The organism is Paenibacillus apiarius, from assembly GCF_017052585.1.
In the GTDB taxonomy this organism is placed as follows: Bacteria; Bacillota; Bacilli; order Paenibacillales; family Paenibacillaceae; genus Paenibacillus_B; species Paenibacillus_B apiarius.
In genome coordinates this window covers 354089-379823 of record NZ_JAFFHZ010000001.1, presented here as the reverse complement: position 1 = coordinate 379823, position 25735 = coordinate 354089, and the positions used below count along the sequence as shown (strand labels likewise).

Here is a 25735-nt window from a genome sequence, read left to right as displayed (position 1 = left end):
TACGCGGGAATTCCGCGAGAAAGGGATGGTTTGGTATGCCATTGGAGAAGCCATGGCTCCGTCATTACCCGCAGGAAATCGACCCGACGTATGACTACCCGCGACATAATGTCGCCCAATTTCTTATCAATGCGGCGCGGGATTGTCCGCAGCGTCCCGCGCTCGAATTCATGGGGAAGCAGCTGCGCTACGAGCGGCTGCATGAGGAGAGCTGCCGCTTCGCCAATGCGCTTGCGCGCCTTGGAATCACCCGGAAGGAACGGGTGGCGATTATGCTGCCCAACTGTCCCCAGACCGTCATTGCCTATTACGGCACGCTGATGGCCGGTTGTGTCGCCGTGCTCACGAATCCGCTGTACAAGGAGCGTGAGCTAGAGCTTCAACTGGCCGACTCCGGCGCCATGGCCATTGTCACTCTTGACGCTTTATTCCCGCGCGTGCGTGCCGTACAGGCACGCACGAAGCTGCGCCACATCATCGTAACTTCCATCAAGGACTACTTGCCGTTTCCTAAAAATGTGCTGTATCCGATTAAGGCGAGGCGGAGCGGGCATACAGCCGAAGTGGCGTACGGAGACGATGTCCATGCCTTCAACGCGCTGCTGAAGAGTGTCCCGCCTCGTTTCTCCTGCGTCGAGGTCGACGCGGAGAACGATTTGGCCCTGCTTCAGTATACAGGCGGCACGACGAGCACCTCCAAAGGGGTTATGTTGACCCACGGGAATCTGGTCGCCAATACGATGCAAGCCGGGACATGGTTCTACAAGATGAAGCGGGGCGAAGAAATATTTTTGGGAGCGCTTCCCTTTTTCCACGTGTTCGGCATGACGATATTGATGAACCTGTGCACGTTATGCCGGGGGATGAACGTGCTTGTTCCGAAGTTCGAACCGGGCGAGGTGCTGCGCTTGATTCACCGGCTGCGGCCAACCGTGTTCCCGGGAGCGCCGACCATGTACATCGCGCTTATCAATCATCCCGACATTCATGAATACGATCTGTCCTCCATCCGCATGTGCCTTAGCGGCGCGGCATCGCTGCCGCTTGAGGTGCAGGAGAGGTTCGAGGCGTTGACGGGCTGCGTGCTTATCGAAGGATATGGATTGACGGAGGCTTCGCCGATTACGCATGCGAACCTGTTATGGGGGGCGCGTAAAAACGGATCGATCGGGATTCCTTTTCCGGATACGGAAGCGAAAATAGTCGATCCTTCTACCGGAGAGGATCTGCCTCTGGGTGAGGTCGGCGAACTTGCCGTCCGCGGTCCGCAAGTGATGAAGGGGTATTGGGGCAAGCCGGAGGTGACGATGAAGGCGCTCAAAGACGGCTGGCTGTATACCGGCGATATGGCCCGGATGGACGAGGATGGTTTTTTCGCCATCATGGATCGGAAAAAAGACTTGATTATCGCAGGCGGCTTCAACATCTATCCGCGTGAAGTGGAGGAAGTGCTGTTCGAGCATCCGCAGGTGCAGGAAGCTGTTGTGGTTGGCGTGCCCGATCCGTATCGCGGCGAGACAGTTAAGGCATATATCATTTCGCGACCGGACTGCTCGCCATCCGAGGAGGAGCTCAATCTTTGGTGCCGGGAGCGTCTCGCTTCCTATAAAGTGCCCCGTCAGTATGAATTCCGCACCGAACTGCCGAAGACGATTGCAGGCAAGGTGCTGCGCCGGAAGCTTCTCGAAGAAGAAGAAATGCTGTTGAAGCGATAGAAGCTGCGGCCAATGCAATGAAAACGAACGAAGGAGTGGAGCGGAGGTGAGACCTGTATGAATAAGCAAGCGGCGGTACCTTTATCCGTCGGGAGCTCGCAATTTGATAAGCTCTTTGAACAGGCACGGGGTACATTCTGGGAATATCTAGGCTGTGAGATGGTGTCGGCGTCGTCCGAGCGGGTTGTCCTGAAGCTTGACGCCGGGCTTCACCATTTGAACTCGATCGGCATCGTGCACGGCGGCGTAGTGTCTTCTCTATTGGACAACGCGATGGGACTGGTCACGATGCTGGCGCGTCCCGGCCAGAATACGGTGACATCGAACTTGAACGTCCATTTTGTCGCGCCGCTGCATGCAGGCGAGCTTCGCGTCACGGCTGACATTGCGCACGAAACGCGCCGAACGATTACGTGCACCGGGCAGGTGTTCGGCCCGGATGGACAACTCGGTTCGCTTGCCACGGCAACGTTCCGCGTTATTTGACGGTTGCGCAGCGCCAATTACCACTCGCTTAAAAGCGTTATAACGCCCCTGAACAGAGTATTTGTCAGGGGCGTTATTTTTCATTGATCAGATTTGATCAAGATCGATATCATATTCCATCATTTTAGCCGTATTTGCAGCAACCTCTTTCCCAAGCAGCCGTTTTACGAGATGGAATGACATATTGATGCCGGCGGAAATTCCTCCTGATGTGACAATTTTGCCTTCATCGACGAATTTTACGTTTCGCTTCACTGTGAGGCTCAGATAGTCGCTTTCCAAGCGATCATAGGAGTTCCAATGGGTTGTAACCGTCTTGCCGTCCAGCAGGCCGGCTTCCGCCAATATTAACGCGCCGGTGCATACGGAGGCCATGATGTCCACCTTATCCATGCGTTCCTGCACCCACTTAATCGTAGCTTTGTTATACATTTCAGTTCGGCTGCCCGGTCCTCCCGGAATGATCAAGATATCAAATTGAGGCGCGTCAGCATAACTGTAATCGGGCTGTAACTTCAACCCGTTGCGTGCGGTAACGAGCTTGCCGTCTTCCGACACCGTTTTTACTAGAAAAGGACTGGATGCAGTAGTGAGCGTCTGGCCCGTAACGGCAAATACTTCAAAGGGTCCTGCGAAATCGAGAACTTCCACGTCGTTAAACAATAAAATTCCTACATGTTGCACAGAGCTTTCCCCTCCAATGGCATGAGCGGAGGCAAGTGCCGTCTTACTCCATCCGCTTCCCCCTAATGTGAAAATAAGTACGGCAATGATAAGAATGGAACGAAAGAGTTGTTTCAATGCATTTCCTCCTTATTATGTAATTGATCGGTTGCATGGAGTCATTTTATCTGACTATTTACCTCAAAGCATGACTATATAGGGCTATGAAATAAGAACAAATTTTGAATAAATAATGGAAACAGCATCGCTTATATTAAGAGAATACGGAAGTAGTTTACATATCTGTGATTGACATTCAGACTAAGCAACTCTATAATGTGATTAATTGAATAGCGCTTCTGTGTAGAAGGGGAGTAGCTACTACAGTAAAGTCGTCAATTCGGGTGCATGCCCCGGCTTTATTGGCAACGTATTCCGTTGTAAGCAAGACCTTTGCCAGCCTTAGGTGAAGGATTCTATATGGATGATAACAGACCTTTGCCGATTGCTTGGCAGAGGTCTTTTTTCATTCTTAACGATAAATGGAGGGATGTTCGATGAATTGTCCGATTTGCAACAATGTCCGTATGCGTGAAGTTGAAAAAGAGGGCGTAGTGATTGATGTATGCCCGGATTGCAAGGGAGTATGGCTGGATAGAGGCGAGCTGGAGAAGCTCATGTCCGACGTAAGGGAAGAGCGTAAAGTGTACAAGGAGTGGTATGATGAAGACGACCGGCGTCCGCAGAAGTCAGATTATCCCCATCATAACCCGAATGCCGGATATCCGCCGCACTATAAGCACAAAAAAAGAAAAGCGTCCTAGACCGGCTTGGAGATATATTCGATTAAAAAAGCATCCTGTCTAATGAATCCTTCTGTTATTGGAAATGGGCATCCTGCCTGCTTCCGTAGCATTAGGATTTTTTTTGTTCTGGCAAGAACACTGGCGGCATTCATGATGAGATGACGCACAGCTGCAAATGGGGGAACCATGTCGAGCAGGCAACATTCGCAAAGCCCAGGTTTTCCTTAGGCTGTTCCAAATTTGCGGCGACATTGTACCAAAAAATCGAGGCGTCTATATCATTTCTCTGCAAAAAATAATATCCGAGACGACAGCAAAATTCAGCGAGCGGCGCAGCGTATCGAAAAGAACGAAGGGCGCATTCAAGTTCCCGTTCGGTGTCCTCCAGCGCATGGTAGCAGTCCGCCATTTTTCCGCAAGAGGAGAGGACATCTTCGATCCAGCCTTGCCCCGTTGACATAAACTTTTCATAATAATCGATGGCCTCTAGGTATCTCCCATTGTCCTTCAACTCATTGGCGTAATAGTACAAGTCCCGTGGCGATAGCGCTTCCCCGCGTGCCAATGCGGTTTCATATATTCGTATGTTCCGATCACTGTCGTTCCGGACGCTGACATGGGTAACGGCGATATCGCTGTTTATGATGCTGCCCCAGACTTCAAGGTATTCATGAACTTTGCCTACCCATCGAAACCCGTTGGTCCGCTTGACGAGCCGATTGCGCCGGTTGCGGGCAGTCACGTTTCCGTACTCGTCAAAATCCAGATGATATTCCATCGTGACGGAGTCGACCGTCGGCTCAAGCGTGCGTTTGAAAGCAGACAGCTTCTGGCGGTCCCGTTCCCTAAAAATATCGTCTGCATCCAGCCATAGAATGTAATCCATCGTCGCTAGACTGAAGGTGTAATTGCGGGCCGCTGCAAAATCTTCGATCCATTCAAAATCGTAAATTCGAGTTGTAAATCGGTCGAACCGGTGTCAACAATGATGATTTCATCTGCCAAATTGGCAACAGAGGGGAGGCAGCGTTCAAGCGTATCCTCTTCATTTCGGACTATCATGCATAAGCTTATGGTTGCCATTGAATCACTCCGTCCCATATCTTCATCACGTCTTACATATACATATTCTATTCCTTCGACTATGTACCTCAATAAGGGAGCTTTCATGCAAATCAAAAATAAGCCGTGCAGACGAGGAGATGCACGGCTAAGCATAATGACCGGGCAGAAAATCAATTCTTTCTGGAAATATTTTTTTTCATCTCTTATAATAAAATTTAAAACAAAATTCAGGAGATGGAACGATTGGAGAGAGTCAGTCAATTTGTAGGGAAAACGTTTGCTATTTGGGTTATATTATTTGCATGTCTCGCATTCTATTTACCGGATTCATTCAAATGGTTGGGCGCGTACATAACCCCGTTGCTGGGCATCATTATGTTCGGCATGGGCTTAACCGTGTCTCCCGCTGATTTCAAAGAAGTATTTCGCAGGCCGAAAGATGTTGCCATCGGCGTCATCGGGCAGTTCATCATTATGCCGCTGCTCGCATTTGTTCTGGCGAAAGGCCTGCAACTGCCGCCTGAAATCGCAGTAGGGGTTATCTTGGTTGGCTGCTGCCCGGGAGGAACCTCGTCCAACGTCATGACATATTTGGCAAAGGGGGACGTGCCGCTCTCTGTAACGGTCACCTCCATTACGACATTGTTGGCGCCTATTGTTACCCCTGGCCTCATTCTTTTATTCGCCAGCCAGTGGGTGCCGATTAATGCAACGTCACTGCTATGGTCGATTTTGCAAATTGTCATTATCCCAATCCTATTGGGCTTCATATTCAAAACATTTTTACGCAAGCCGGCGGAGGTGGGAGTCAAGGCGCTCCCCTTGATATCAACCATAGCCATCGTCGCGATTGTAGCGGCGGTTGTGGCGGGCAGCCAGCAAAAGATTGCGGAGACGGGATTAATCATCTTTGCCGTCGTCATTTTGCACAACGGCCTTGGCCTGTTGCTCGGATACCTGTTCGGCAAGATGTTGGGGCTCGATATGGCCAGCCGCAAAGCGGTCTCCATTGAAGTGGGCATGCAGAACTCCGGCTTGGGCGCAGCCATAGCCAGCGCTCATTTTTCGCCATTATCTGCCGTTCCAAGCGCTATTTTCAGCGTATGGCATAATATATCGGGGCCGATTGTCGCTACCATCTACAGTCGCATGAAAAACAAGCCGAAATGAATCGCATGGATGAACAGTATGCTATAATGAAGGGAAAATCGAGGTGAGTTCAATGGGGAAGAAAAAGAGACAACCCGCTGCTCCTGCACCGGCTTCGACGGGTAAACCGGCCACGTTGAAGGATTTGCTCAGCTCCGACATCTTAGACAAGCTGAAGGCGCAGGCGACTGAATTGAAGGCGGAAGAAGCAAAGCGCAAGGAAGACGAGCGGAAGCAGGCGGAGGCAGTCCGCCGTGCCGAACAGAAGCAGCTTGACAACAATTTCGAATACTTGCTGAACAACAGTAAAATGGACTGGAAGAAATATAAATGAACAAAGCGTGCAGCCGACATCGGGTCTGCACGCTTTTGTATTTTGGTGCTGCCGCAGAACTCCCCCTCTCTACAATCAGGCACCCGCAGAAAACTCTTATCTGCCCCGTTTCGCTCCGTCCCTTTGATTACAATTTGTTCGTTGATAGTGACGTTACGTCATCTTATACAATTGTAAATGTTCATCCCGGGTTTTTCATATTGGCAGGAGGAAAATTATCGGTGACGCGAATGCGGAGAAATGAAAGGAGAATTTTGTTGAGCGACAATCCTGCGAATCATCATCACTCCATTAAACAGGACAAGGTGCCCTGGAGTATAATCGATTTGCTGCTTATTTTGATTATATGGAAAATAATGCTGACGGATACAATAACGGGGGCTGTTGAGGATCATTTCGAACATCTAGGATTTAGTCCTGCATTCGCAACTTGTACTGCAGGAGTAATTGTCCATGCCATTCCAATCTTGGTTGTTTGGCTGGCTATTATTCGCAGGCACAACCTTTCTTGGAATTCGTTTGGATTTCGCAGACCAACGCGCAAGGATTGGATACAATTCATTCCATGGATGTTATTTTCAAATTTATTATCGTTTATCGTTTTATGGATTACGTTTTCATTTTTATGGACTGGACCATCTTCCAAAGCAGGATCAGCAGAATCCGTTGGCTTTTTTCTGACCATGTTGATGGGATCAGTCGTTGCCCCGATCGTAGAAGAGATTATAAATCGGGGGGGGGATTTACAGGTATCTTCGCTCTCGTTTCGGCGTATTCTGCATGGGTTGATGAACACTCTCTTGGATCATTATTTTTTTCTTCTCGGCGCCTAAAAGGAATACTTTGCAATAATATACCATGTATGGCTGTCCTCCAAGCAATATAAGGCCCCATGTCATTCGCTGAGAGAATGATTCCGGCGATATTATCATTCGCATTTGCACCAAGCATCGCAAGCGGCAAGACATTAAGGCGATGAGCTAATCCCTTTGCTCACCGCCTTTGTTTAATAAGCATGCATTCTCCAATAGGGAAGGCACATAAAATGATTTCCTTTTGGACACAGATTGGTATACAATTTTAAAATCGGCGGCGATTCACCGCTTTCCCAATCTTGTTGCCAGAAGGACGTGAACCTCGAAATGATAGACAACATTACGATAAGAAATGCAACAATCGGCGATTTGCCGGCCATTGTCGATATATACAATTCTACCGTGCCAAGCCGCAACGTAACCGCGGATACCAGCCCGGTTACCGTGGCGAGCAAAGAAGCATGGTTCCATGAGCATTCGCCTGATACAAGGCCGCTCTGGTGCGTGGAGCATGAAGGGGACCTATGCGGTTGGCTGAGCTTTCAGTCGTTTTATGGAAGGCCCGCATATGATGCGACAGCGGAAGTAAGCATCTACATTCACGAACAACATAGAGGGAAAGGACTTGGCAAATACATGCTCCAAAAAGGCATTGAGGCCTGTCCCTCGCTGCAGATCAAAACCTTGCTCGGATTTATATTTGGACATAATGAACCGAGTCTGTACATGTTTGAGCGCTTCGGCTTTGACAGATGGGCTCATTTGCCGAATATCGCCGAGATTGACGGGATAGAGCGTGATCTCATCATCGTCGGCAAAAGAGTCTGTCCGTGACCCGGCTGGGCACGTTCAGCTTTATGGCTGCCGCTGCTAGTCATCTTGATTACCCTCGTCTGGCTTCGTAGGCCTCGCTTCCGAAAAGAGCACATCCAGCATGGCGAGCGTGCGCCGGCAATCCTCTTCATTCAACAGATGCCCGCGGTAATGCACGGGAATTTCTCCTTGCAGAACGTCGGCAAGCTCGTAGCAAGGCCGCGTCTCCTTGACCGTTCGTTGGCGCGGGTTTTTCCGGGCGTGCGAGCTATAATTCATATCAGATTCGTTGTCTGCAGCGGAAGCGTCGTCCGGCGCATCCATCAACGCTCGGGAAGTGCTGTTCTCCATGTCCATATATCCGGCGCTAAGCATCAGCTGCTCATACGAAATGTCGTATACCTGCGCCAGCTTCTTCAACGTGTCGGGTGTAGGCTTCCGCTCCTTTCCCGTACGCGGATCGTAACCTTTTTCAAGACTGCTTAAATAAGTGTGGCTAACGCCAGAGACTCGCTCGATTTCTCTAAGCGACCGCTTGCCGCGCAATTCCCGCAGCAGTGTTCCGATTCTCATAACAGAACCCCCTCGAAAAAAGTAAGAAAACACATATCAGAATTGCAATTCTCGGCTTGCAAATCAGATGCCATTACGCTATATTAATTGCAACGAATGCTATTCCTGGATTGCGAAATACATCACACACAATCCTTGTACATCATCGAATATGTTTATTGCTATTCCAGAATACCACAATTCGAAGCACAAAGCAGCATAAAATCGTAAATTATGCAAAGGAGGGAAGGCGAGATGGACATACATCACCTCATACGGTACAGCCAACTGAAGACCGGATTGCTGGAGATCGCTTGTCAGCTCGATGACGACGAGGAATATACAAAAGCGATGGCCGTGCGCGACTTGACGGAACTGGTGGAGCAAGTCATTCTGTTGGAAACGTCGTATCCGCATGCAACCGCTGATATTCGCGCACGCGCACAGACTGTACCGGTGCCAGATACATGAAGGCAAGGCGTGTTGTCCTGTTATTTGATATTGCTATTCGATCCGGTTAATCTAGAACTATCGCAAATGTTTACATTGGAACATGACGGAGGGTGCTACAACATGATAGACCACGCGAATCAAATGATTAACATAATTAACAGGGTAGAGGTGCTGGAGACGCTGCAGAAGAGCTGGGGCGGCTTCTTCCGCCAATACCAGATGGCGCTGAACGAATTGAGAAGCGACTTTCAAATCATCGATTTGGATTGGAAAACGAAACACGGATATTCACCGATAGAGCATATAAAAGGGCGGATTAAAGAGCCGTTATCGCTGTTGAAAAAAATAGAAAGAAAAAACATTCCCTTCACCCAGGGTGCGGTCCAGGAGCAAATACAAGACATAGCGGGCCTGCGGATCGTGACGACGTTCCTTGATGACGTCTATATGATGAAGGAGCATATCGAGCGGCGGGACGATATCCGGGTGCTGAAAGTGAAGGACTACATCGAACACCCGAAGGCAAGCGGCTACAAGAGCTTGCATATGGTCGTGCAGACCAAAGTGATTCTGTCGAGCGGCAACTTGTGGGTGCCTGCCGAGATACAATTACGGACCTCGTCCATGGATTTCTGGGCGGCGACGGAACATAAGCTTAATTATAAATATGAAGGCGGGGACGTGCCCGAGGATGCGAGAAAGCAATTGATAGACTTGGCCAAATCGTCTTTCCAGATGGACCAGCAAATGTCGCTGCTTCGCCGTCAACTGCTAACTTCATAAAGCTGGACAGAAGGTTTTCCAATATTTTATAGCCCACGCCCTTCCTTTTATTTGCTAGGATGGATGATATCTATCATTTCTAGCAAAGCGAGGCCGATTCATTGAAATATTTCAGTAAAATACTTATTCTGCTTGTATCAACGGCGCTCTTCTTCACCGCTAGCCTGGTATGGGGGGAGTCTGGCCGCACGCCGTTGCCGTTCGACGATATCGGCAACAGCTATGGGCAGAAGCAAATTGTAGATTTGTATGAAAGACATATCGTAAACGGCACGGGGCCGCGCACCTTCGAGCCGGGTAAACCGGTGACACGCGCGGAATTTACGGCCATGGTGAACCGCGTGCTGAATATCAAGCCGGTGGCGAGCGACATTCCCGCATTCGACGATGTTCCTCGAAGCGCATGGTATTACGGAGCGGTGCAGGCGGCCCTTCTGCTGCAGGCCATAGATGGAATGGGAGCGCGCACGTTCGATCCGCAGCAGCCGATTACCCGCCAAGAAGCGGCCGCTGTCCTCGTGCGGGCGTTCAAACAAACCCAGGCTGGAGCTCAGGTGGAACCCGCCTTCCAGGATGCGAACCGCATTGCGGCTTGGGCTGTTCCATATGTAGGCTCGATGCAGCAGCTTGGCCTAATGAATGGAGATGCCGGGAATTTCCGGCCGAACGATCCGCTAACACGACAGGAGACCGCGGTTGTCTTGGCAAAAGCGCTGGAGCGTCCGGGCTGGTCGGCAGTGCTGCAGGCCAATCCGCCACAGCGTATCGAGATGGGTTGGCAGTATGAGTTGACAAGGCAGCAATACATTGAACATATAGAGAAGTCCACAGTCAACACGCTTTCTCCAAGATGGTATTATATCGATAAGACACAGACGGTAGCGGATCATACCGATCGCGAGCTTATCGCTTGGGCGAAAAAACATGGCAAGCAGATATGGGCCATGGTTGGCAATCGCTTCAACGCCGATCTGACCCATTCCGTGCTCACCGATTCAAAGAAGCGGGATGCCGTTATCGGGAAGCTGGCGGCCTACGTCAGCGAATACGAACTTGACGGGTTGAACCTTGACTTCGAGAATATCTATCCGCAGGATCGGGAAGCGTTCACGGCGTTTGTATCGAAGCTGGCGGCGGAGCTGCATCGTGTGCGAGCCGTGTTGTCGATCGATGTGTCGCCGGATTTGGGAACAGACTGGACGGCTGCCTTCGATTATGCAGCTTTGGGGGCCACAGCCGATTGCATCGTGCTGATGGGTTATGACGAGCATTGGAATGGTGATCCGGTGGCTGGCTCAGTCTCTTCGCTGCCTTGGCTGCAGCGTGCGATTGACAAGATCATTACCGTCGTTCCGTCCCACAAACTAATCGTGGGCTTGCCATTGTACTCACGCGATTGGACTTTGAAGCAGAGCGGCGCAGCATCGCAGGATTTGACGTTGTCAGAGCAAGGAAACATTCTGCGCGCGAACAAGGCGAAGCCGGCGTGGGATGCCAAGACGGGGCAGTATATTGTAAATTATATGGAACAAGGCGCGCATCATCGCATCTGGACGGAGGACAGCCGTTCACTTTCCTTGAAATACGGCTTGGCTGAACAGAGGAACATAGCAGGCTACGCTTATTGGTCCATTGGCTCGGAAACCATCGATATATGGGACGCTTTGCGCAATCATATGAAGTTTTCATCCTATTCTTTTTCATCCAAATAAGGAATATCGAAAGCATATTCATGAATACCTCCCTTATCGCGCCTGACGGGTTCAGTTTCGCGCAAGGGAGGTTTTTTTCTGGGAAGGCAGAGGCGTGCGGACTGCAATTGCAGTTGGAGCGTGCATTGCTTGAAGCAATGCAATAAATAAAAAAGAACTGACGAATTACTATTCGGCAGTTCCTATACTATTATGTCGTATATCACTGCCAGTTATTTACCCCTGAATCAGGGGGCTTGCCGGATATAGATATCTATCTATCATGAATGAGGTTCGTCAATGGGAGCCACTGTGAATTTGCCGTATTTGACACCTTTCAGACTGATGATCTGATCGCTGAGAACTTTTAGGTCTTTGGCTTTCCCTTTGACAACGATGAGCTCGAGACAATTACTCGGATCCAAGTGGAAATGGGTCGTCGCCAGGATGAGATCATGCATCTCATGCTGAAGGCGGGCTAGCTCATCAAGGAGATTCCGGTGATGGTGATTATAGAACAGCAAGATGCTGCCGGCCACCACCTTGTCGTCATCTGCAAGGGATTCCTTGACGAGAGCGTCACGGACCAAATCACGGACCGCTTCGGATCGATTTTCATACCCTTTTCCTTTAATCGTCTCATCGAATTTGTCAAGCAGCTTTCCATCCATGGAAACGCCAAACCGTTTTAAATTGGAATCGTTCATGAAGCACCTCGTAAAACAACTTTTTATAATAACTCTACCATAAATACGGCAAAAGCGGAATTCGCTATAACAATAGAGGCGTCTGTATCCATAAGCTGATACGCTTGATGCAGATTACATGATGATCCCGATTAATTCACAGTCCACTCTTCAATATTCCATAACACGCCGGCGCCGTGATGCCCTAACGGACGATGGCCGACTCCGTTTATTTTTTTACTGACGCCGTACAGGGCATCGACGTAGACCAGAAAGTTGAAGGCAGGATCCTTCCGCAGCTCGCGCTGAAATTCCGCGTACCGTTCTTTGCGCTTGTCGCGATCCGGTTCGATCCGCGCTTCCGTCAACCACTTATCGACCTTGTCATTGCGGTATGCGCCGTAATTGTACAAGCCGTTCTCAATCTGACTGCTGTGGAAGACGCGATACGTATGGTCGTCCGGATCGAATTCGCTGCCCCATGCGATCATGAACGCGTCGGCCTTGTCGAACTGAATCGCGCTCCAATCCAGCGGTTTCGGGTTGACGGAGATGCCGAGCGGTTTCAACTGGGTGCGAATGGCATTAGCCAGCGCTACACGGACCGTATCCGTTGCCGGTGCGACCAAGTCGAACTCGAACCGTACGCCGTCCTTCATGAGCACGCCGTCTTCGCCAGGCCGCCAGCCAGCCTTCTCCAGCAGCGCTTTCGCTGCCTCGGGATGATGTTCGGCCTCTTCAGGAGCCGGATCGTTCGCCCAAGATTTCTGCAGCGGGCCGTAAGCAGGTTGGCCTTTGCCGAACAGAATGCCTTGCACCAGCGCCTCGCGATCGATGGCAGCGCTCATCACCAATCGGACCTCAGGTTCCTGGAATAGCGGGTTGCGGAAATTGTACAGCATGCCGCGATAATCAACCGTCGCCATCTGCAAAGCGGTGAACGGATCGCTGTCTTTTACGCTGCCTTCTTGGTTGAGCTCCATGTAGGCCAGATCGATCTCGCCTGTCTTTAACTGCATCAGCCTCGTATTCGGGTCTGTTACGGGCCGGATCAGCATCTCGTCGATCTGCGGCTTTGTTCCGTGGAACTTGTCGTTGCGGGTGAGAACGATCGTTCGATCTGGCTTCCATTCCTTCAATCTGAACGGACCGTTGCCGACAGGCTTGCGATTGAAGGCGGCCGTGTTGATATCTTGCCCTTCCAATAGATGCTTCGGCAGCAGACCGAGCTTCAGCTTGTTCAGGAGCGGCGGAAAGGGATCCTTCAGCGTGATTTTCACCTTATGCGGATCGAGTGCCTCGACCCGGTCAATTTCGTTGAAATCGCTTAGAATTGGGGAATTGGTTGCCGGATTGAGCAGCGTGTCAAGTGTAAACTTGACATCTTCGGCCGTAAGCGGTTCCCCATCCTCCCACACGACATCATCCCGCAATAAAAATGTATACTCCCGCTGATCGGCAGAGATTGTCCACTCCTCCGCAATGTCGGGAGCCACCTCATTATCGGACGTCGGCTTCGTTAAACCGCGGAACAACAGGGTGTCGACATCTTGATCCCCGTTCAGCACGGGATTGATTTTTTCCACTTCGCTTTCTGTGCCGAATACGATCACTTTTGGCGATGCCGACTGGGCAGCCGGAACGGATTCGGTTTGATGGTCTGCTTGGGACGAAGAGCAGCCCAACATGGCAAGCAGACTCGCGATGCACAGCATCGCAAGCGACAACTTGAATGATTTCTTCATAGGTTAATTCCTCCTTTAAAGTTTGTTTCATTCATTCGCTTTCTGGGAGAAGCCGGGGATCGCCGCAAGCAGCCGCTTTGTATAAGGATGGCCGGAATGCGGAAGCGAAGCCGCCGGAAGCTGTTCGACGAGCTCCCCTTGATGCATAACCATGATGCGGTGACAGAGCGTCATAGCGGCGCGCACATCATGGGTGATGAAGAGCATGGCCGTGCCTTGCGTTTCATTCATGTGCCGGAGCAACGACAGCATCTGCCGCTGCTGGGTCATGTCCAAGCTGGCAAACGGCTCGTCCAGAACAAGCAGGCGCGGCTGCACGATCGATGCGCGGGCCAAGGCAACCCTCTGCCTCATGCCTCCAGACAATTGGCGCGGATAGATGTCCGCGAGTTCCCCGCTGAGCCCGACGCTGTCGAGAGCAGCCTTGACGCGAGCGCTAGATTCGGCTTTGGTGAGCTTGCATGCATAGTCCAATGCTTCCCCGACGATTCGACCGACGGTCCAGCGCGGATCGAAGGAGGCAAGCGGGTCTTGATGAACCCATTGCACGGAACGCCGCGGGTCCGTTATGCCGCTCCAGCAGATGGAGCCGCTGTCGGGGTCGTCGAGCCGAAGCAGCAGCCGCGACAAGGTGCTCTTGCCGCTGCCGCTCTCTCCGATGAGTCCCACCAATTCCGCATCGCCGATACGGAACGAAGCATTGCGCACGGCGCGCACCTTGCTGCCAGCTCTGCCCCAGCCGCGGTGAACACGAAACGCTTTGCTGACATCCCGCACTTCGACGATGCTAACGGCGCCATCGGCGACAATTGCTTGATTCGGCGCCGATAACGAAGCGTAGTCGGCGATCAGATTTGCCGTATGCGGATGAGCGGGGTTCGTCATGATGTCCTGCTTCGATCCTGACTCGACAATCTCGCCTTGCTGCATGACAAGGACTTCATCCGCTATTTCGTCGACAACGCCCAGATCATGCGTTATAAAGAGGACACTGGCCCCTGTACGGCGGTTCCAGCGCGTAATCAACCGCAGGATGTCAGCCTGCACGGACATATCCAAGGCGGTCGTGGGCTCGTCCGCGATAAGCAGCTGCGGATTCGGGGCGATCGCCAGCGCGAGCTGGACGCGCTGCCGCATACCGCCGGACAATTCGTGCGGATAGGCCCGATAGACGCGGTCCGGGTCCGGAAATTGCATTTCCCCGAGCAGCTGGAGCGCCCGCTCCTTCGCTTCGGACTTCGACAGCCTCGCATGTACCGCATACAGCTCTTGAAAATGGCTGCCAACCCGGTACAGCGGATCGAAGGTTCCGAACGTATCTTGAAAGACGATGCCGACCTGGCCTCCACGGTACAATTGCAGCCGGCGCTCCGGCCACATCCGTATGTCTTCCCCTTCGAACAGGATCGCGCCCGATCTTACATGCGCCTCCGGGGGCAGCAATCCTAGCAGGGCTTGGGCAGTCATGCTTTTACCCGATCCGCTCTCGCCGATGAGTGCCGTCACCTTTCCTCGTGAAAGGGCGAAGGACAACTGTTTCAACACGTCCCTCCTTAAGACGCCGCCACAGGAAAGGGATAGTTCATTCACGCGCAACAGGTCGATCTCAGCAGACATGTTCCTTTTCCCCTTTCCGTTTATTTCTGAATTGCGGGCTGCCATAGCGGCTCTGGAGCCAATCCCCGAGGAAGGTGATGGCCAGCACCGTCAACACGATGCCCGCTCCAGGGAAGGCGACTGCCCACCAGGCGCCCGTCAGCAGATGATTCTGCGCGCCGACGAGCATATTCCCCCACGAAGCTTCGTGCGGAGGGATGCCGAGGCCAAGGAAGCTGAGCGTCGATTCGGACAAAATGGCATGGCCGATGCCGCTCGCCGACATGACCAGAATCGTAGGCAAGGAATGCGGAGCCAAGTGGCGGACGAACAACCGGTAAGGCGATGCGCCGGCGACGATGGATGCTTGAATGAACACTTCCTCCTTGCGTTCGAACATCTCGGTGCGGATGAGACGGGCAAGCGGCATCCATCCGGTCAGGCCGATGACGAGAACGACTGTCAGCAGACCGGGGGAGAGGATAGCTTGTGCTCCAATCATGATAAGCAGGCTCGGAGTACTGAGCAGCGTATCCAGAAGCCGCATCATAATTCGGTCGATCCAGCCGCCGCAGTACCCGCTTACGGTGCCATAGACGACGCCCGCGACGAGCGATACGAGCATGGAAGCGAATCCGACCGAGAGGGATACTCTTGCACCGTATAACAAGCGGCTAACAATGTCGCGTCCCATCTCGTCCGTTCCCATCAGATGCCCCGGCTGGGGCGGCTGCAGGATGGAGCCCAGATCGACATCAACCGGGTCGTGTCCGGTTATGAACGGTGCGGCGAACGAGAACACAAGCAGGAGAGCCAGATAGACGCAAGCGACGGCAGCAAGCCATTTCGTCAGCTTCATGAAGCGGTTCCCTCCTTCACGAGCTGCCGCTTGATCCGCGGATTGAACCAGGCGCAGAGCAGATCGATGAGCAAGCTGCCGATAATGACGACGAACGTGCCGAGCAGAATCGTGGCGATGAGCACCGGATAATCGCGCGACAGCGCAGATTTTAAGGACAGCATGCCAAGGCCCGGCCAAGAAAACAGCGTTTCGATGACGACGGAACCCGCCATCGTCATCGATAAAGACATTCCGATGTACGACAGAAAAGGCAGTGCCGAATTCGGCACGATGTGGCGGGTTACAATGCGCAGGCGAGGAACGCCTCGGGCTTCCAGAGCGTGCACGAAGTCTTTATCCTTTGTCACGAGAACATGATTCCGCAGGAGCCGTATGTAATACCCGATATGCGAGAAGGACAGGACGAGTGCAGGAAGCGTAATGTGGCGCAGCCACTCGCCGATTCCTCCATGCGGATTTCCCATTCCGGCGATGGGGAACCAACCCAGGCACAAGGAAAAGACCAGCATGAATAGCAAAGCTTGATAAAATGCGGGCATGGACATCAGCAGGTAACTGAAGACGGTTACAATAGCGTCGCTTTTGGAAGCATGCCGAAGTCCGGTGTATGTTCCCAGCAGCAATGAGACGAGCAGAGTAAGGAGCGTCCCTGTCAGCATAAGTTGCACGGTGGGGCCGGCTGCATGATAAAGGATGGCGCTGACGGGCTCCCCATTCAGATAGGAGCGGCCGAGTTCGCCATGCATCACGCCTTCCAGCCATTTGGCGTACTGAACGTGAAGCGGTTCGTCCAATCCAAGATTTTCACGGATTCGCAACTGATCGGCAGGGGTCATCTTCTGGATGTTATCCCCGTATAGAGCCATGGCCGGATCGCCGGGCAGGAGGCGGATAAAGACGAAGACGATTACGCTGGCGAGCAGCAGGACGACTGCAGCTTCGCCCATTCGTGACAATACAAATCGAAGCATTACATCCTCTCCCAAGCTGTTAGTGGTATCACGAACTTCACGATCTGTAACACTATAGCACGGTGTTACGAGTTAGTAAATAAGTGATACTGAAAATTTTTCCACATTTTTCGTTTTTTTATGGAAGATTAAGGGGTAACCCAGGAGAAGCGGGATGATACTGCAGAAGCAGGATGAATTGAGAAGAGGTCGGACAAGATGAGTCCAGAAAAAAGAAAAAACAGGGGATAAGCTCCCCTGTTACTCAAGCGGTATGTGAGTGGATAGTGCCTATTGCGGATTCGTGGTCCAAATGCCCGCCGTCTTAATGAAGATGCGCTCAGGCAGCTTCAAGGTAGCAAGCGCCAGATCGGCCACATCCTCTGGCTGCATCATACGGTCCTCATCGCCAATCTTCAGGCCGGCGTTCACGGCCAGATCCGTATTGACGGTGCTCGGCGTCAACGCGGTGACACGGATATTGTGCTTGCGCACTTCCTGCATCAATGCCTCGGTCAGGCCCATGACGGCGAACTTGGATGCATTATACGCGGAACCCGTTGCAAACCCGCGTTCGCCAGCGGTAGAGGCGACATTGATGATGCTGCCGGAATTCTGCCCGATCATGGTCGGCAGCACAGCGCGGGTTACGTAGTAGGTGCCCATCAGATTGATCTGAATGATGCGTTCCCATTCGGCAGGATCCATCTCAAGGACGGTGCCGAACTTGGCGATGCCGGCGTTATTCACCAAAATGTCGATTGTGCCGAGTTCGTCCCGGATGGCGGCAACCGCCTTGTCCGCTTCCGCCTGCACGGAAATATCCGCTGCCGCGACGCTGACCTTCACGCCATATTCCTTCGATAACGAAGCTTTGAGCGCTTCCAGATCGGACATCGTCCGGGCGATGAGTCCGAGATGCGTTCCTTCTTTTGCCAAGGCGATCGCCAGGGCTTTGCCGATTCCTTTGCCTGCTCCGGTGATAAGGGCGACTTTACTGTTCAAATTCATTCCGATACAGCTCCTTGCGGTGTATTGTGACTGACGACCAGTTCATATTTATTCAGCGAGGCGCCCAGCATGTATTCTTTGCTGTCTCCGGCTCCACGGTGCGAAGCGCGGAATGTCTCGCTGGATGTCCAATTGTGAAATGCTTCTTCGTTCTCCCAGAGCGTGCACACTTTCAGCTCTTCTTCGCCTTCTTTGCCTTCGCCAAGCCAGGCCTCCATGCGGACGAAGCCAGGCATTTGCTGTACGCCTTTCGCGTTCGCGAAGCGTTCAGCCACCTGCTTCCCGAATCCGGCTTTGATTCGGATTGTGTTTGTAACGACTAACATGCTCTCGCCTCCATTGCAGTAATTTGCGCAGAACGGATTGCAGAAACGCACTAACCTTATGTATACAAAGGATGGCACTGCCGTTTCTATTGTCTGCACTGTCTATTATAACGGAACGCAAGGCAGAGATCATATATGACGTTTTTGTTGCATGCGGCGGGAGTTCGGCGCGCCCGGCGAAGTTCCTTTAGCCTGCCATCATCAGAGGGGGAAAAAACGCTGGCGGTAGCTGCGCCGGCTGCTGGGAACTTTCGCTTTCCTAGCGATAGGCTCATCGCGAAGTCGTTTACCAAAGATTTGAGCTTTTTAGATGGAGTTGCTTTCGAGAATCAAGTTCAGAGATCCTATTGTAAATTTACATCATAAAACTTTACAAATGTATCCAATTGTCTTAACCTTATAATAGATGCATATCCTATTATATACTAAAGGAGGCGTTAAAAGTGTTTAAAAAATGGTCCGCATTCCTTGTTTTGTTGTTGCTCTTATCAGCGATGGCCGCTTCTGTTTGTACTGCCGCTTCTGATCAAAGTTCTTCGAATGTAAATGAAAGCAAATATTCGACCCAACGGTTTTACTTAACTACTGACCCGGTCAAAAATCAGGAGTTAATTAAGTCGTACGGGAACCTTTCTTTAAATGATAACATTAGCTACTTTTTGAATTCATCTACTTATGCAAGTTCTGACTACACTCTCCTGAATTCCTCCCCAACACAAGAAGGAGATGATTACTCTAATTTTTATGGTGTCGTGCGTTTGTACAAAGCAAAGGATGCGGGAAAACATAAGTTGTATGTTCTAGAACAAGTTTCTACGGCGTCAGGAATTACGAAAGATAGTAGATCTTCAGGAATATCGCAGCTGAAGTGGACATCATACTATTCCTCCGAAGGTGGTTCTATCAGCCTAAATGACTGGTCTCCAAAAGGGACTACAAAGCAAAAATCAACAAGTTCCTTCAATTGGGCCATCAACCCCTCGATTGAAGGGGGGAGTGTAGGTTCGATTGGTGGATCATTTCAATTGGATGAAGGACTGCTTGTAGCGGAACCAAGTACCAATATTTACAGTGAGACTTGGACTGGGGATCCTGTAGTTCACCCTGCAAATGTAGCACAAGAAGGCGCAACAGCTTGGTTTGTTAAAAATGGAGATGAACCAGGTTTACAATTTTGGTGGCAATGGAATTGGTCATACAGCTACTGGCATTGATTTAAAGCTCTACTCAAAAAAATGAGAAATGTAATTTAAACCCTTAAGACGAGGAGCACCCCCTCCTCTTTGAACTATCTGTTGAATGTGAGGCACCCTAATGATGAAATGGATAAAATATATGTTTCTTTTATTAGTTATCATTCTTCTCAGCGCTTGTCAAAATTCAACCAAGGATAATTCAGACATAACCAATGATAACTCAGAAAAGATAATTTTAACTGATAAAATTGATTCATCAATTTTGTATTACGAGATTAGGAATAAACCAACTTCTGAATTAATTGGGACCCAAGAAATATCAATACATCAGGAAGGTGATTACTATATACTCGATGAGAAAAGATTTTTGAAAAAGGAATTTTTAGTGGGGTTGGGAAAAGACTTGCTTAACATAAAAAAATATAAGTTAAACTCTGAATATTCATTAGTGGATTTATCTGAAACAGAATATATAGATAACAAAGAACGGTATGAAAGAGAAGTTAGTACAAGAATTTCAGATAATTCAATTGTTATTGACACAAAATCTACTGAACATACTCTAGATGGTAAAAATAATACTTCCAACGTACAAATTGCTTATCCTAATAATTATATGTTAAGTTCAGGATCTTACTTTCAAATTCCATTTCTTATTATGAACTTAAATGATAAGTATATTTTTTGCAATACATTGGACGGAAAAATTAATAGTTACATTAATAAAGGGAATGAAGACATAAAAAACTCTATATTAGGAAAAATTAATTCGATCGCATTAACTACTATGGATAATAAAGTGAAAATATGGATTGATCCAAACCTTCGCATCATATCTCAGATAGAGGAAAAAATCACAGATGAATCCATATTGGTTACCACTCTAAAGAAAATTGAAACAAGAGCTAATAAATAAATGATCTCCTTCGTGGACACTCTAATGAGATTTCGATAAAAAACGCTTTCAACTCTACCCAATTATACAGATATATTCAAGCAAACTAGAAGCTACAGCCAGAATGATAATTCATGGTCACAGTTTTCTACTTTGCTTTTTTGCTATTCCTATTGACTCTGTTAGTGATATGTGTTGATATTTGAAAAATGAGAACTCACGTTCTATAAATGCATTTACTGTGGAATGGATGAAATTGTTCGCTTTGGTAAAACTGCACAGGATCGTCAACTTTATAAATGCAAATGCTGTGATAAAACATTTTCGGAAACTGCTGATACGCCTCTCTATCATTGTCGAAAATCTGAAAAATGGATTGACTTTTTATCATGCTTGATTGATGGTATGAGCTTGCGTGAACGTCATAGATGACTAATAAAGAATGTTATGAAATGATTGTTTAAGTGACTATAATAATAATGGAAGACCCCAGTTCCGATAAATTCCGTATAAAAAATATCGAGTGAGTAATAAATTTTAACGATAATATGTATTTGTAAAGGAGGGAAATGAATGTTACAAGAATTCAATAATTTAATGGATTACATCGAAACACATTTAACGGAAGAAATCTCTGGAAAAGATATATCAAAAATTGTAGGACTATCTGATTATCATTTTAAAAGAATGTTTTCGTATATGGCTGGAATGTCATTGAATGAGTATATCAAAAATAGGAGATTATCAGTTGCGAATGTTGAATTAATAAACGGAGCAAAAGTGACAGATATTGCCTATAAATATGGCTATCAATCTATAGAAGGATTTTCAAGAGCCTTTCGTGGATGGAGTGGTTTTTTACCTTCAGAAGTAACTAAAAACAAAATTCAAAAATCATTTCCCAAATTTTCATTCTTTATAGATATAAGAGGAGGAATATCCATGGAATTCAAAATTGAAAAAAAAGAGAAGTTTAATATAGTAGGTGTATCGAAAAGAGTGCCAATTCAATTCGAAGGTGAAAATAATGCTATCTTAGAACTAGCCCAGTCAATTACCGAACAACAAAGAAATGAAATGCATCAATTAGCTGATTTATATCCTCATCAAGTCTTGAATGTGTCTTATGATTTTGATGATGGTTTCTTGGAAGAAAAAGGCTACTTAACTCATATGATTGGTTTTGCAACTACAAAAGAAAATCCATTCGATGATTTAGAGCAAATTTCTATTGAAGAAAGTTTATGGGCAATTTTCCCTAATCAAGGACCATTTCCTGCTACGCTTCAAGAAACTACCGCAAAAATTTATTCTGAATGGTTACCTTCTTCACATTATGAAGTAGCAGATATACCTGGAATTTCTTTTACAAAGCACAATGGTACATCGGAAAATGTATATAGCGAAATTTGGATGCCAGTAAAGAAAAAAGTTAGCGATAAACTTGGATGATTATTATATTTACAGAAGTGTTATTCCGTTAAATCTTTATTTACCATATTAGACCAGTCAGTAGATATTGGCTGGTCTTTTTGAATTTGATGAAAAATCAACACTTATCGAACAGAGCCTTCCTATTTTACAACAGCACGTTTGTTGAATAACCACTAAATGGTAGAAAAAGAATCTCTAACCCGGCAAAATGTTGTACCCATACAGACTTAACCGAAAGGTGGCGACTGCATGAAAAAGTCTACCACGATCCTGTCTATCCTTAATTGCTGTTAACTCCTGAAGAAGTCACCTCTATCGGCATCTGGAGCAGGAAGCGGTGAGGGTTCTGTCGAAGTAAACGTATATGAAAAATCAAGTGGATACACGATTGCCTGCAATTGAAGCTACGCAGAGCGATGCACGAAGCAGGAATCATAATTGACAGATCAACTGGATCGATACGAAGAGTAATTCCGGCTCGATTGCAAAAAGTGCAGGCTGTTTAGGTTGGATTCCTGATATATCGCATAAAGTATACCATCTAAAATAATATCGTTCTATCTGCTTAGAGACGTAATTTCAGCGATGTGACACCAGGGGAAAGCAGGAGGTTTGTTTTGTGAATAACGAACGGAATAAGTTCACATTGGGGCTGCTGGCGTGGCCTATTTTTGTGGAATTGTTTTTGCAGTTTTTACTCGGAGCGGCGGATACTCTAATGGTCAGCCGCATTTCGGACGACGCGGTGGCAGTCGTAGGATTTTCCAACCAATTGTTCATGGCGCTGACGACGCTGTTCATGACGGTAGCCAGCGGGGCCGGCATTCTCATTGCGCAGAAGCTGGGATCCCGTCAAGAGAATGATGCCCGCACAATTGCCATTATGGCTGTGACGGCGAGTGCGCTCATTGGCATTCTGCTCAGTCTGTTATTGTATGCGCAGCCGCGTGCTATTGCATCCGTGCTGCAGCTGCCTGATAACTTGCTGCCGCTTGCGGAAGTATATATTTCGATTGTAGGCGGGGGAATGGTGTTGACGGCGCTCATGTCCACCCTCAGCACGGTTATCCGCAACACCGGCAACACAAAAGGTCCAATGTATACGGCGATCGGCATGAATGTCGTGCACGTATTTATGAACTACGGGTTCATTTTTGGCGAATTCGGATTTCCGCAATGGGGCTTGACCGGGGTGGCGATCTCGACGCTCGTGAGCCGTCTGCTCGCTACCGCGCTGCTATTGTATCTGTTTGTGCGCTCGTTCGAGCCAAACATCCGCATGCGTGATATGCTCACGTTCGACGGCAAGCTGTTCAAGGAGATTCTTCGCATCGGATGGCCGCTGGGCGTGAACATGTCCTGCTGGGTGTTCTCCCAGCTCGTCATCTTTGCGTTTATCGCTCTGCTTGGAGCGAAGGAGTTGGCTGCACGGACCTATATGAATACGTTGGAGTCGTACTGTTTTTTGCTCGGCAATTCCATCGCGCTCGCGGTGCAGATACAGATCGCCCATTTGTACGGTGCAGGGCGCACGCGCGAAGCGTACAAGGCGGCGTACCGGGCGCTCGTCATTGGGCTCGCGCTGGTCGTGGTGAATGCGTTCATGATCTTTGCTTTTGGCAGATGGCTGCTCGGCTTGTTTACGACCGACACGGAAATCATTGCGCTCGGCGTCTCGCTGCTCGGGTTCAATCTGCTGCTGCAGCCTGGCAAGATGTTGAACATGGCGATCAACAACTCGCTTAATGCGGTCGGGGACACCCGGTTCACGATGCTCGCATCGCTCTTCTCGATGTGGCTCATCGCCACGGCGCTGTCGTACGTGATTGGCATCGGATGGGGATGGGGATTGGCCGGCATTTATATCTGTATGATTGCAGATGAGTATGTGCGCGGATTGCTTGCCTTGTTTCGTTGGAAGGGGCAAAAATATTTGCGCAAGGCGGAGCGGGCCGAAGAAGAAGGCGGCTGTTCGTCCATGGCGGGGCGACAGGCTGCAGAGGGATGACGGGGATAAAAGAGAGAGCGTGCGGCCGATGAAGGTTGCGCGCTCTCTTTGCGTTGCCAGTCTTCAATGGCGGCTTACCGGGCGTAATGCGGCGAATGAAGCAGACTCTTAGACTTGCTTGGTCACCGACTGAACGAGCGCCTCTTTACAGGGATAGGCAGTAACGATGCTTGCCGCAGATCAAAACATCCGGAATCATTTTCATATCGTAGTCAAAGAGAATCGTGTCATTAGCTTTGAAGGTGAGTCCATGCTCGTCAAAGCGAGAAAAGAAGAGAGTTGGCTGTACGCAGCCCGGGCTGTGGGGAGATGACGTTGGAATGGTACGGGAAGTAAAATCGAACTATTGAATGGCCTGACTATAAATAAGTGAAAAAGAGTCGCTAACGGCGCATCTTTTTTTGAAATAGATACGTCTTTTTCCAAATATATCATGGTGTTGGTGCTTCGAAGCTTGCTATACTGACTTCACCAACATTGTAAAAGGAGTGCATCATATTGTACAACACGATAGGGATGAAGAACCAGCTCGATGCGAGAGAGCTTATGCTGCTCGAATCGGAAATGAAAAATCAGGGCAAGAGCATGCTTGTGGCTTATATCCTGTGGTACTTTCTCGGATTATTCGGCGGACATCGCTTCTATATGAAGAAGACGGGCTCAGCTGTGGCTCAGCTTATTCTGTCGCTAACGGCAATTGGATTGATTGTGACTTTCATCTGGTGGATTGTAGACGCCTTTCTGCTTCACACATGGGTGCGCGAGAAGAATCAGTACACGGAAGGCATGCTGATGCAACAAATTCTGAATAACAAAGGGTTCAACTATTAATGAGGAACGAGGCATTTCATGATTTTGCTTCCGCGAAGCGGCAATTAAGTCTGAAGGAGCTCGCTATTCTCCAATCAGAGATGCGTCACCAGGAGAAATCGTTGGCGCTCGCCTACCTGATGCTCATTGGCGGGCATCTTGGGGTGCACCGATTCTATCTGCGCCGCTTCGGCTCCGCTTTCGTTCAATTGGCGCTCTTTGTTGCGCTGATCGTATTTTATGCTTTGTTTGGCGTCATGACGGCAGGCGGGGAAATGGACGATCCGGTGTCGAATGTATTTTTGGCGTTAACGCTTGTTTCTTTTGTTGCATTGACCATCTGGGTTATCGTGGATCTATTCTTGGTGAATAAGATGGTGAAGCAGTGGAACGAAGCCCGCGAATCGGAAATCATCCATTATTTGGTGAATAACCGTACCCCGGAACAACCGGAGAATTCTTTATAAGACCCCTTCCGAGCCAGTCTGCAGAGAACGGCTTAATTAGAGAGGCACCACGAGACACATTCGTCCTTTTGGGGGAATGTGTCTTTTTACGTGCCGGGAGATGTGCTGGCCCTGCCGCGCATTCATTGCTCCTCAAGGTGACATCCAACAAAAAAAGCAGCCGGTAGGGCTGAGTCGATTCAGCCTAGCCCATTCCTTACTATCCTCTCTAGACATGCCGTGTATTCACTTTTTGTATATTCTTGAATCGTGTACACGTTTCGTTCAGCTTTGAAGAGCATGACAGGGTCAACAGTTGGACGACCATGCATTTCGCTGTAAAAAGGGCGAACTTTCTCCGAGATAAAAGAGAAGTCCATATGTTTAGCGATATGGCGAAGTAGATGATCTTCAGGCACCATATGTTCAAGGTAAACCAACTCGT

The 25735-nt window shown here is 49.2% G+C and carries 28 protein-coding genes and 1 pseudogene; 17 read left to right on the top strand and 12 right to left on the bottom strand.

Annotated elements, in window-relative coordinates; translation table 11 throughout:
* Window positions 1–35 precede the first annotated feature (35 nt).
* Both JSQ80_RS01855 and JSQ80_RS01850 read left to right on the top strand, forming a co-directional pair.
* Window positions 36–1715 carry an AMP-binding protein gene (locus JSQ80_RS01855; protein ID WP_206094129.1) on the top strand — a complete coding sequence of 560 codons (1680 nt, stop codon included), beginning with the start codon at window positions 36–38 and terminating at the stop codon, window positions 1713–1715.
* Between the two features lie 57 nt (window positions 1716–1772).
* Window positions 1773–2201 carry a PaaI family thioesterase gene (locus JSQ80_RS01850; RefSeq protein WP_206094128.1) on the top strand — a complete coding sequence of 143 codons (429 nt, stop codon included), beginning with the start codon at window positions 1773–1775 and terminating at the stop codon, window positions 2199–2201.
* A gap of 87 nt (window positions 2202–2288) precedes the next feature.
* Here JSQ80_RS01850 and JSQ80_RS01845 read toward each other — a convergent pair whose 3' ends face one another.
* Window positions 2289–2885, bottom strand: coding sequence for a DJ-1/PfpI family protein (locus JSQ80_RS01845; protein ID WP_336245831.1), 597 nt, complete (start codon window positions 2883–2885; stop codon window positions 2289–2291).
* Between the two features lie 536 nt (window positions 2886–3421).
* On the opposite strand from JSQ80_RS01845, the gene JSQ80_RS01840 reads away from it, so the two are divergent.
* Complete coding sequence (locus JSQ80_RS01840; RefSeq protein WP_206094126.1) at window positions 3422–3688, top strand: zf-TFIIB domain-containing protein; 267 nt, start codon at window positions 3422–3424, stop codon at window positions 3686–3688.
* Between the two features lie 130 nt (window positions 3689–3818).
* Here JSQ80_RS01840 and JSQ80_RS01835 read toward each other — a convergent pair whose 3' ends face one another.
* A complete protein-coding gene (locus JSQ80_RS01835) occupies window positions 3819–4604 on the bottom strand; it encodes a tetratricopeptide repeat-containing glycosyltransferase (protein ID WP_336245830.1) in 786 nt (261 codons plus the stop codon).
* The gene (locus tag JSQ80_RS29665) at window positions 4562–4753 is read right to left on the bottom strand and encodes a glycosyltransferase (RefSeq protein WP_336245697.1); all 192 of its coding nucleotides are present in this window, start codon (window positions 4751–4753) and stop codon (window positions 4562–4564) included. Before JSQ80_RS29665 ends, JSQ80_RS01835 begins: the two co-directional genes overlap by 43 nt.
* A 216-nt stretch (window positions 4754–4969) precedes the next feature.
* Here JSQ80_RS29665 and JSQ80_RS01830 point away from each other — a divergent pair, with 216 nt between their 5' ends.
* The 4 genes from JSQ80_RS01830 to JSQ80_RS01815 all read left to right on the top strand — a co-directional run bounded on the left by JSQ80_RS01830 (window position 4970) and on the right by JSQ80_RS01815 (window position 7867).
* The gene (locus JSQ80_RS01830) at window positions 4970–5905 is read left to right on the top strand and encodes a bile acid:sodium symporter family protein (protein ID WP_206094125.1); all 936 of its coding nucleotides are present in this window, start codon (window positions 4970–4972) and stop codon (window positions 5903–5905) included.
* Window positions 5906–5957: 52 nt separating this feature from the next.
* Window positions 5958–6218: a YqkE family protein gene (locus JSQ80_RS01825; protein ID WP_206094124.1), complete on the top strand. Its 261-nt coding sequence runs from the start codon at window positions 5958–5960 to the stop codon at window positions 6216–6218.
* Window positions 6215–7051, top strand: a complete 837-nt coding sequence (locus JSQ80_RS01820) for a hypothetical protein (RefSeq protein ID WP_206094123.1) — start codon at window positions 6215–6217, stop codon at window positions 7049–7051. Before JSQ80_RS01825 ends, JSQ80_RS01820 begins: the two co-directional genes overlap by 4 nt.
* Window positions 7052–7360: 309 nt before the next feature.
* Entirely contained in the window at window positions 7361–7867 is a 507-nt protein-coding gene (locus JSQ80_RS01815) for a GNAT family N-acetyltransferase (RefSeq protein WP_206094122.1), read from the top strand.
* A gap of 36 nt (window positions 7868–7903) precedes the next feature.
* On the opposite strand, the gene JSQ80_RS01810 is transcribed toward JSQ80_RS01815, so the two are convergent.
* Window positions 7904–8419 carry a helix-turn-helix domain-containing protein gene (locus tag JSQ80_RS01810; protein ID WP_206094121.1) on the bottom strand — a complete coding sequence of 172 codons (516 nt, stop codon included), beginning with the start codon at window positions 8417–8419 and terminating at the stop codon, window positions 7904–7906.
* 234 nt (window positions 8420–8653) lie between these two features.
* Here JSQ80_RS01810 and JSQ80_RS01805 point away from each other — a divergent pair, with 234 nt between their 5' ends.
* The 3 genes from JSQ80_RS01805 (at window position 8654) to JSQ80_RS01795 (ending at window position 11346) form a co-directional block, all read left to right on the top strand.
* On the top strand, window positions 8654–8869 hold the full coding sequence (locus JSQ80_RS01805) for an exonuclease (protein ID WP_087433503.1): 216 nt from the start codon (window positions 8654–8656) through the stop codon (window positions 8867–8869).
* Window positions 8870–8971: 102 nt separating this feature from the next.
* The gene (locus JSQ80_RS01800; RefSeq protein ID WP_087433504.1) at window positions 8972–9634 is read left to right on the top strand and encodes a GTP pyrophosphokinase; all 663 of its coding nucleotides are present in this window, start codon (window positions 8972–8974) and stop codon (window positions 9632–9634) included.
* A gap of 101 nt (window positions 9635–9735) precedes the next feature.
* A complete protein-coding gene (locus JSQ80_RS01795; RefSeq protein WP_206094120.1) occupies window positions 9736–11346 on the top strand; it encodes an S-layer homology domain-containing protein in 1611 nt (536 codons plus the stop codon).
* 260 nt (window positions 11347–11606) lie between these two features.
* On the opposite strand, the gene nikR is transcribed toward JSQ80_RS01795, so the two are convergent.
* The 7 genes from nikR to JSQ80_RS01760 all read right to left on the bottom strand — a co-directional run bounded on the left by nikR (window position 11607) and on the right by JSQ80_RS01760 (window position 18501).
* Complete coding sequence (gene nikR, locus JSQ80_RS01790) at window positions 11607–12032, bottom strand: nickel-responsive transcriptional regulator NikR (RefSeq protein WP_087433506.1); 426 nt, start codon at window positions 12030–12032, stop codon at window positions 11607–11609.
* A gap of 131 nt (window positions 12033–12163) precedes the next feature.
* Window positions 12164–13756 carry an ABC transporter substrate-binding protein gene (locus tag JSQ80_RS01785; protein ID WP_206094119.1) on the bottom strand — a complete coding sequence of 531 codons (1593 nt, stop codon included), beginning with the start codon at window positions 13754–13756 and terminating at the stop codon, window positions 12164–12166.
* Window positions 13757–13783: 27 nt separating this feature from the next.
* Window positions 13784–15373 (bottom strand): nickel ABC transporter ATP-binding protein NikE, encoded by a 1590-nt coding sequence (gene nikE, locus JSQ80_RS01780; protein WP_206094118.1) that lies wholly within the window; start codon window positions 15371–15373, stop codon window positions 13784–13786.
* Window positions 15363–16211 carry an ABC transporter permease gene (locus tag JSQ80_RS01775; RefSeq protein WP_206094117.1) on the bottom strand — a complete coding sequence of 283 codons (849 nt, stop codon included), beginning with the start codon at window positions 16209–16211 and terminating at the stop codon, window positions 15363–15365. Before JSQ80_RS01775 ends, nikE begins: the two co-directional genes overlap by 11 nt.
* On the bottom strand, window positions 16208–17185 hold the full coding sequence (locus JSQ80_RS01770) for an ABC transporter permease (RefSeq protein WP_206094116.1): 978 nt from the start codon (window positions 17183–17185) through the stop codon (window positions 16208–16210). The genes JSQ80_RS01775 and JSQ80_RS01770 overlap by 4 nt, the downstream gene beginning before the upstream one ends.
* A gap of 270 nt (window positions 17186–17455) precedes the next feature.
* Window positions 17456–18175 carry a 3-ketoacyl-ACP reductase gene (locus JSQ80_RS01765; RefSeq protein WP_206094115.1) on the bottom strand — a complete coding sequence of 240 codons (720 nt, stop codon included), beginning with the start codon at window positions 18173–18175 and terminating at the stop codon, window positions 17456–17458.
* Entirely contained in the window at window positions 18172–18501 is a 330-nt protein-coding gene (locus tag JSQ80_RS01760; RefSeq protein WP_087433512.1) for an antibiotic biosynthesis monooxygenase, read from the bottom strand. Before JSQ80_RS01760 ends, JSQ80_RS01765 begins: the two co-directional genes overlap by 4 nt.
* A 443-nt stretch (window positions 18502–18944) precedes the next feature.
* Here JSQ80_RS01760 and JSQ80_RS01755 point away from each other — a divergent pair, with 443 nt between their 5' ends.
* The 7 genes from JSQ80_RS01755 (at window position 18945) to JSQ80_RS01730 (ending at window position 25311) form a co-directional block, all read left to right on the top strand.
* A complete protein-coding gene (locus tag JSQ80_RS01755; protein WP_206094114.1) occupies window positions 18945–19715 on the top strand; it encodes a hypothetical protein in 771 nt (256 codons plus the stop codon).
* A 100-nt stretch (window positions 19716–19815) separates the two neighbouring features.
* Window positions 19816–20613, top strand: coding sequence for a hypothetical protein (locus JSQ80_RS01750; RefSeq protein WP_206094113.1), 798 nt, complete (start codon window positions 19816–19818; stop codon window positions 20611–20613).
* A gap of 213 nt (window positions 20614–20826) precedes the next feature.
* Complete coding sequence (locus JSQ80_RS29910; RefSeq protein WP_418888887.1) at window positions 20827–21024, top strand: transposase; 198 nt, start codon at window positions 20827–20829, stop codon at window positions 21022–21024.
* A gap of 141 nt (window positions 21025–21165) precedes the next feature.
* Window positions 21166–22044: an AraC family transcriptional regulator gene (locus JSQ80_RS01745; protein WP_206094112.1), complete on the top strand. Its 879-nt coding sequence runs from the start codon at window positions 21166–21168 to the stop codon at window positions 22042–22044.
* A gap of 601 nt (window positions 22045–22645) precedes the next feature.
* Window positions 22646–24034 (top strand): MATE family efflux transporter, encoded by a 1389-nt coding sequence (locus JSQ80_RS01740; RefSeq protein ID WP_206094111.1) that lies wholly within the window; start codon window positions 22646–22648, stop codon window positions 24032–24034.
* 498 nt (window positions 24035–24532) lie between these two features.
* The gene (locus tag JSQ80_RS01735) at window positions 24533–24865 is read left to right on the top strand and encodes a TM2 domain-containing protein (protein WP_418888860.1); all 333 of its coding nucleotides are present in this window, start codon (window positions 24533–24535) and stop codon (window positions 24863–24865) included.
* Window positions 24865–25311: an NINE protein gene (locus JSQ80_RS01730; protein ID WP_206094110.1), complete on the top strand. Its 447-nt coding sequence runs from the start codon at window positions 24865–24867 to the stop codon at window positions 25309–25311. Before JSQ80_RS01735 ends, JSQ80_RS01730 begins: the two co-directional genes overlap by 1 nt.
* A gap of 269 nt (window positions 25312–25580) precedes the next feature.
* Here JSQ80_RS01730 and JSQ80_RS30175 read toward each other — a convergent pair.
* Window positions 25581–25712, bottom strand: a pseudogene (locus JSQ80_RS30175) (transposase); the annotation flags it as partial.
* Between the last annotated feature and the right edge of the window lie 23 nt (window positions 25713–25735).

Bases quoted from the DNA above. Each gene is read 5' to 3' on its own strand.
- JSQ80_RS01830 (WP_206094125.1), top strand. From the start codon at position 4,970: ATGGAACGATTGGAGAGAGTCAGTCAATTTGTAGGGAAAACGTTTGCT.
- JSQ80_RS01825 (WP_206094124.1), top strand. From the start codon at position 5,958: ATGGGGAAGAAAAAGAGACAACCCGCTGCTCCTGCACCGGCTTCGACG.
- JSQ80_RS01815 (WP_206094122.1), top strand. From the start codon at position 7,361: ATGATAGACAACATTACGATAAGAAATGCAACAATCGGCGATTTGCCG.
- JSQ80_RS01805 (WP_087433503.1), top strand. From the start codon at position 8,654: ATGGACATACATCACCTCATACGGTACAGCCAACTGAAGACCGGATTG.
- nikE (WP_206094118.1), bottom strand. From the start codon at position 15,373: ATGTCTGCTGAGATCGACCTGTTGCGCGTGAATGAACTATCCCTTTCC.
- JSQ80_RS01785 (WP_206094119.1), bottom strand. From the start codon at position 13,756: ATGAAGAAATCATTCAAGTTGTCGCTTGCGATGCTGTGCATCGCGAGT.
- nikR (WP_087433506.1), bottom strand. From the start codon at position 12,032: ATGAACGATTCCAATTTAAAACGGTTTGGCGTTTCCATGGATGGAAAG.
- JSQ80_RS01800 (WP_087433504.1), top strand. From the start codon at position 8,972: ATGATAGACCACGCGAATCAAATGATTAACATAATTAACAGGGTAGAG.
- JSQ80_RS01820 (WP_206094123.1), top strand. From the start codon at position 6,215: ATGAACAAAGCGTGCAGCCGACATCGGGTCTGCACGCTTTTGTATTTT.
- JSQ80_RS01745 (WP_206094112.1), top strand. From the start codon at position 21,166: ATGTTACAAGAATTCAATAATTTAATGGATTACATCGAAACACATTTA.
- JSQ80_RS01770 (WP_206094116.1), bottom strand. From the start codon at position 17,185: ATGCTTCGATTTGTATTGTCACGAATGGGCGAAGCTGCAGTCGTCCTG.
- JSQ80_RS01850 (WP_206094128.1), top strand. From the start codon at position 1,773: ATGAATAAGCAAGCGGCGGTACCTTTATCCGTCGGGAGCTCGCAATTT.
- JSQ80_RS01760 (WP_087433512.1), bottom strand. From the start codon at position 18,501: ATGTTAGTCGTTACAAACACAATCCGAATCAAAGCCGGATTCGGGAAG.
- JSQ80_RS01730 (WP_206094110.1), top strand. From the start codon at position 24,865: ATGAGGAACGAGGCATTTCATGATTTTGCTTCCGCGAAGCGGCAATTA.
- JSQ80_RS01775 (WP_206094117.1), bottom strand. From the start codon at position 16,211: ATGAAGCTGACGAAATGGCTTGCTGCCGTCGCTTGCGTCTATCTGGCT.
- JSQ80_RS01765 (WP_206094115.1), bottom strand. From the start codon at position 18,175: ATGAATTTGAACAGTAAAGTCGCCCTTATCACCGGAGCAGGCAAAGGA.
- JSQ80_RS01750 (WP_206094113.1), top strand. From the start codon at position 19,816: ATGATGAAATGGATAAAATATATGTTTCTTTTATTAGTTATCATTCTT.
- JSQ80_RS29665 (WP_336245697.1), bottom strand. From the start codon at position 4,753: ATGGCAACCATAAGCTTATGCATGATAGTCCGAAATGAAGAGGATACG.
- JSQ80_RS01855 (WP_206094129.1), top strand. From the start codon at position 36: ATGCCATTGGAGAAGCCATGGCTCCGTCATTACCCGCAGGAAATCGAC.
- JSQ80_RS01810 (WP_206094121.1), bottom strand. From the start codon at position 8,419: ATGAGAATCGGAACACTGCTGCGGGAATTGCGCGGCAAGCGGTCGCTT.
- JSQ80_RS01840 (WP_206094126.1), top strand. From the start codon at position 3,422: ATGAATTGTCCGATTTGCAACAATGTCCGTATGCGTGAAGTTGAAAAA.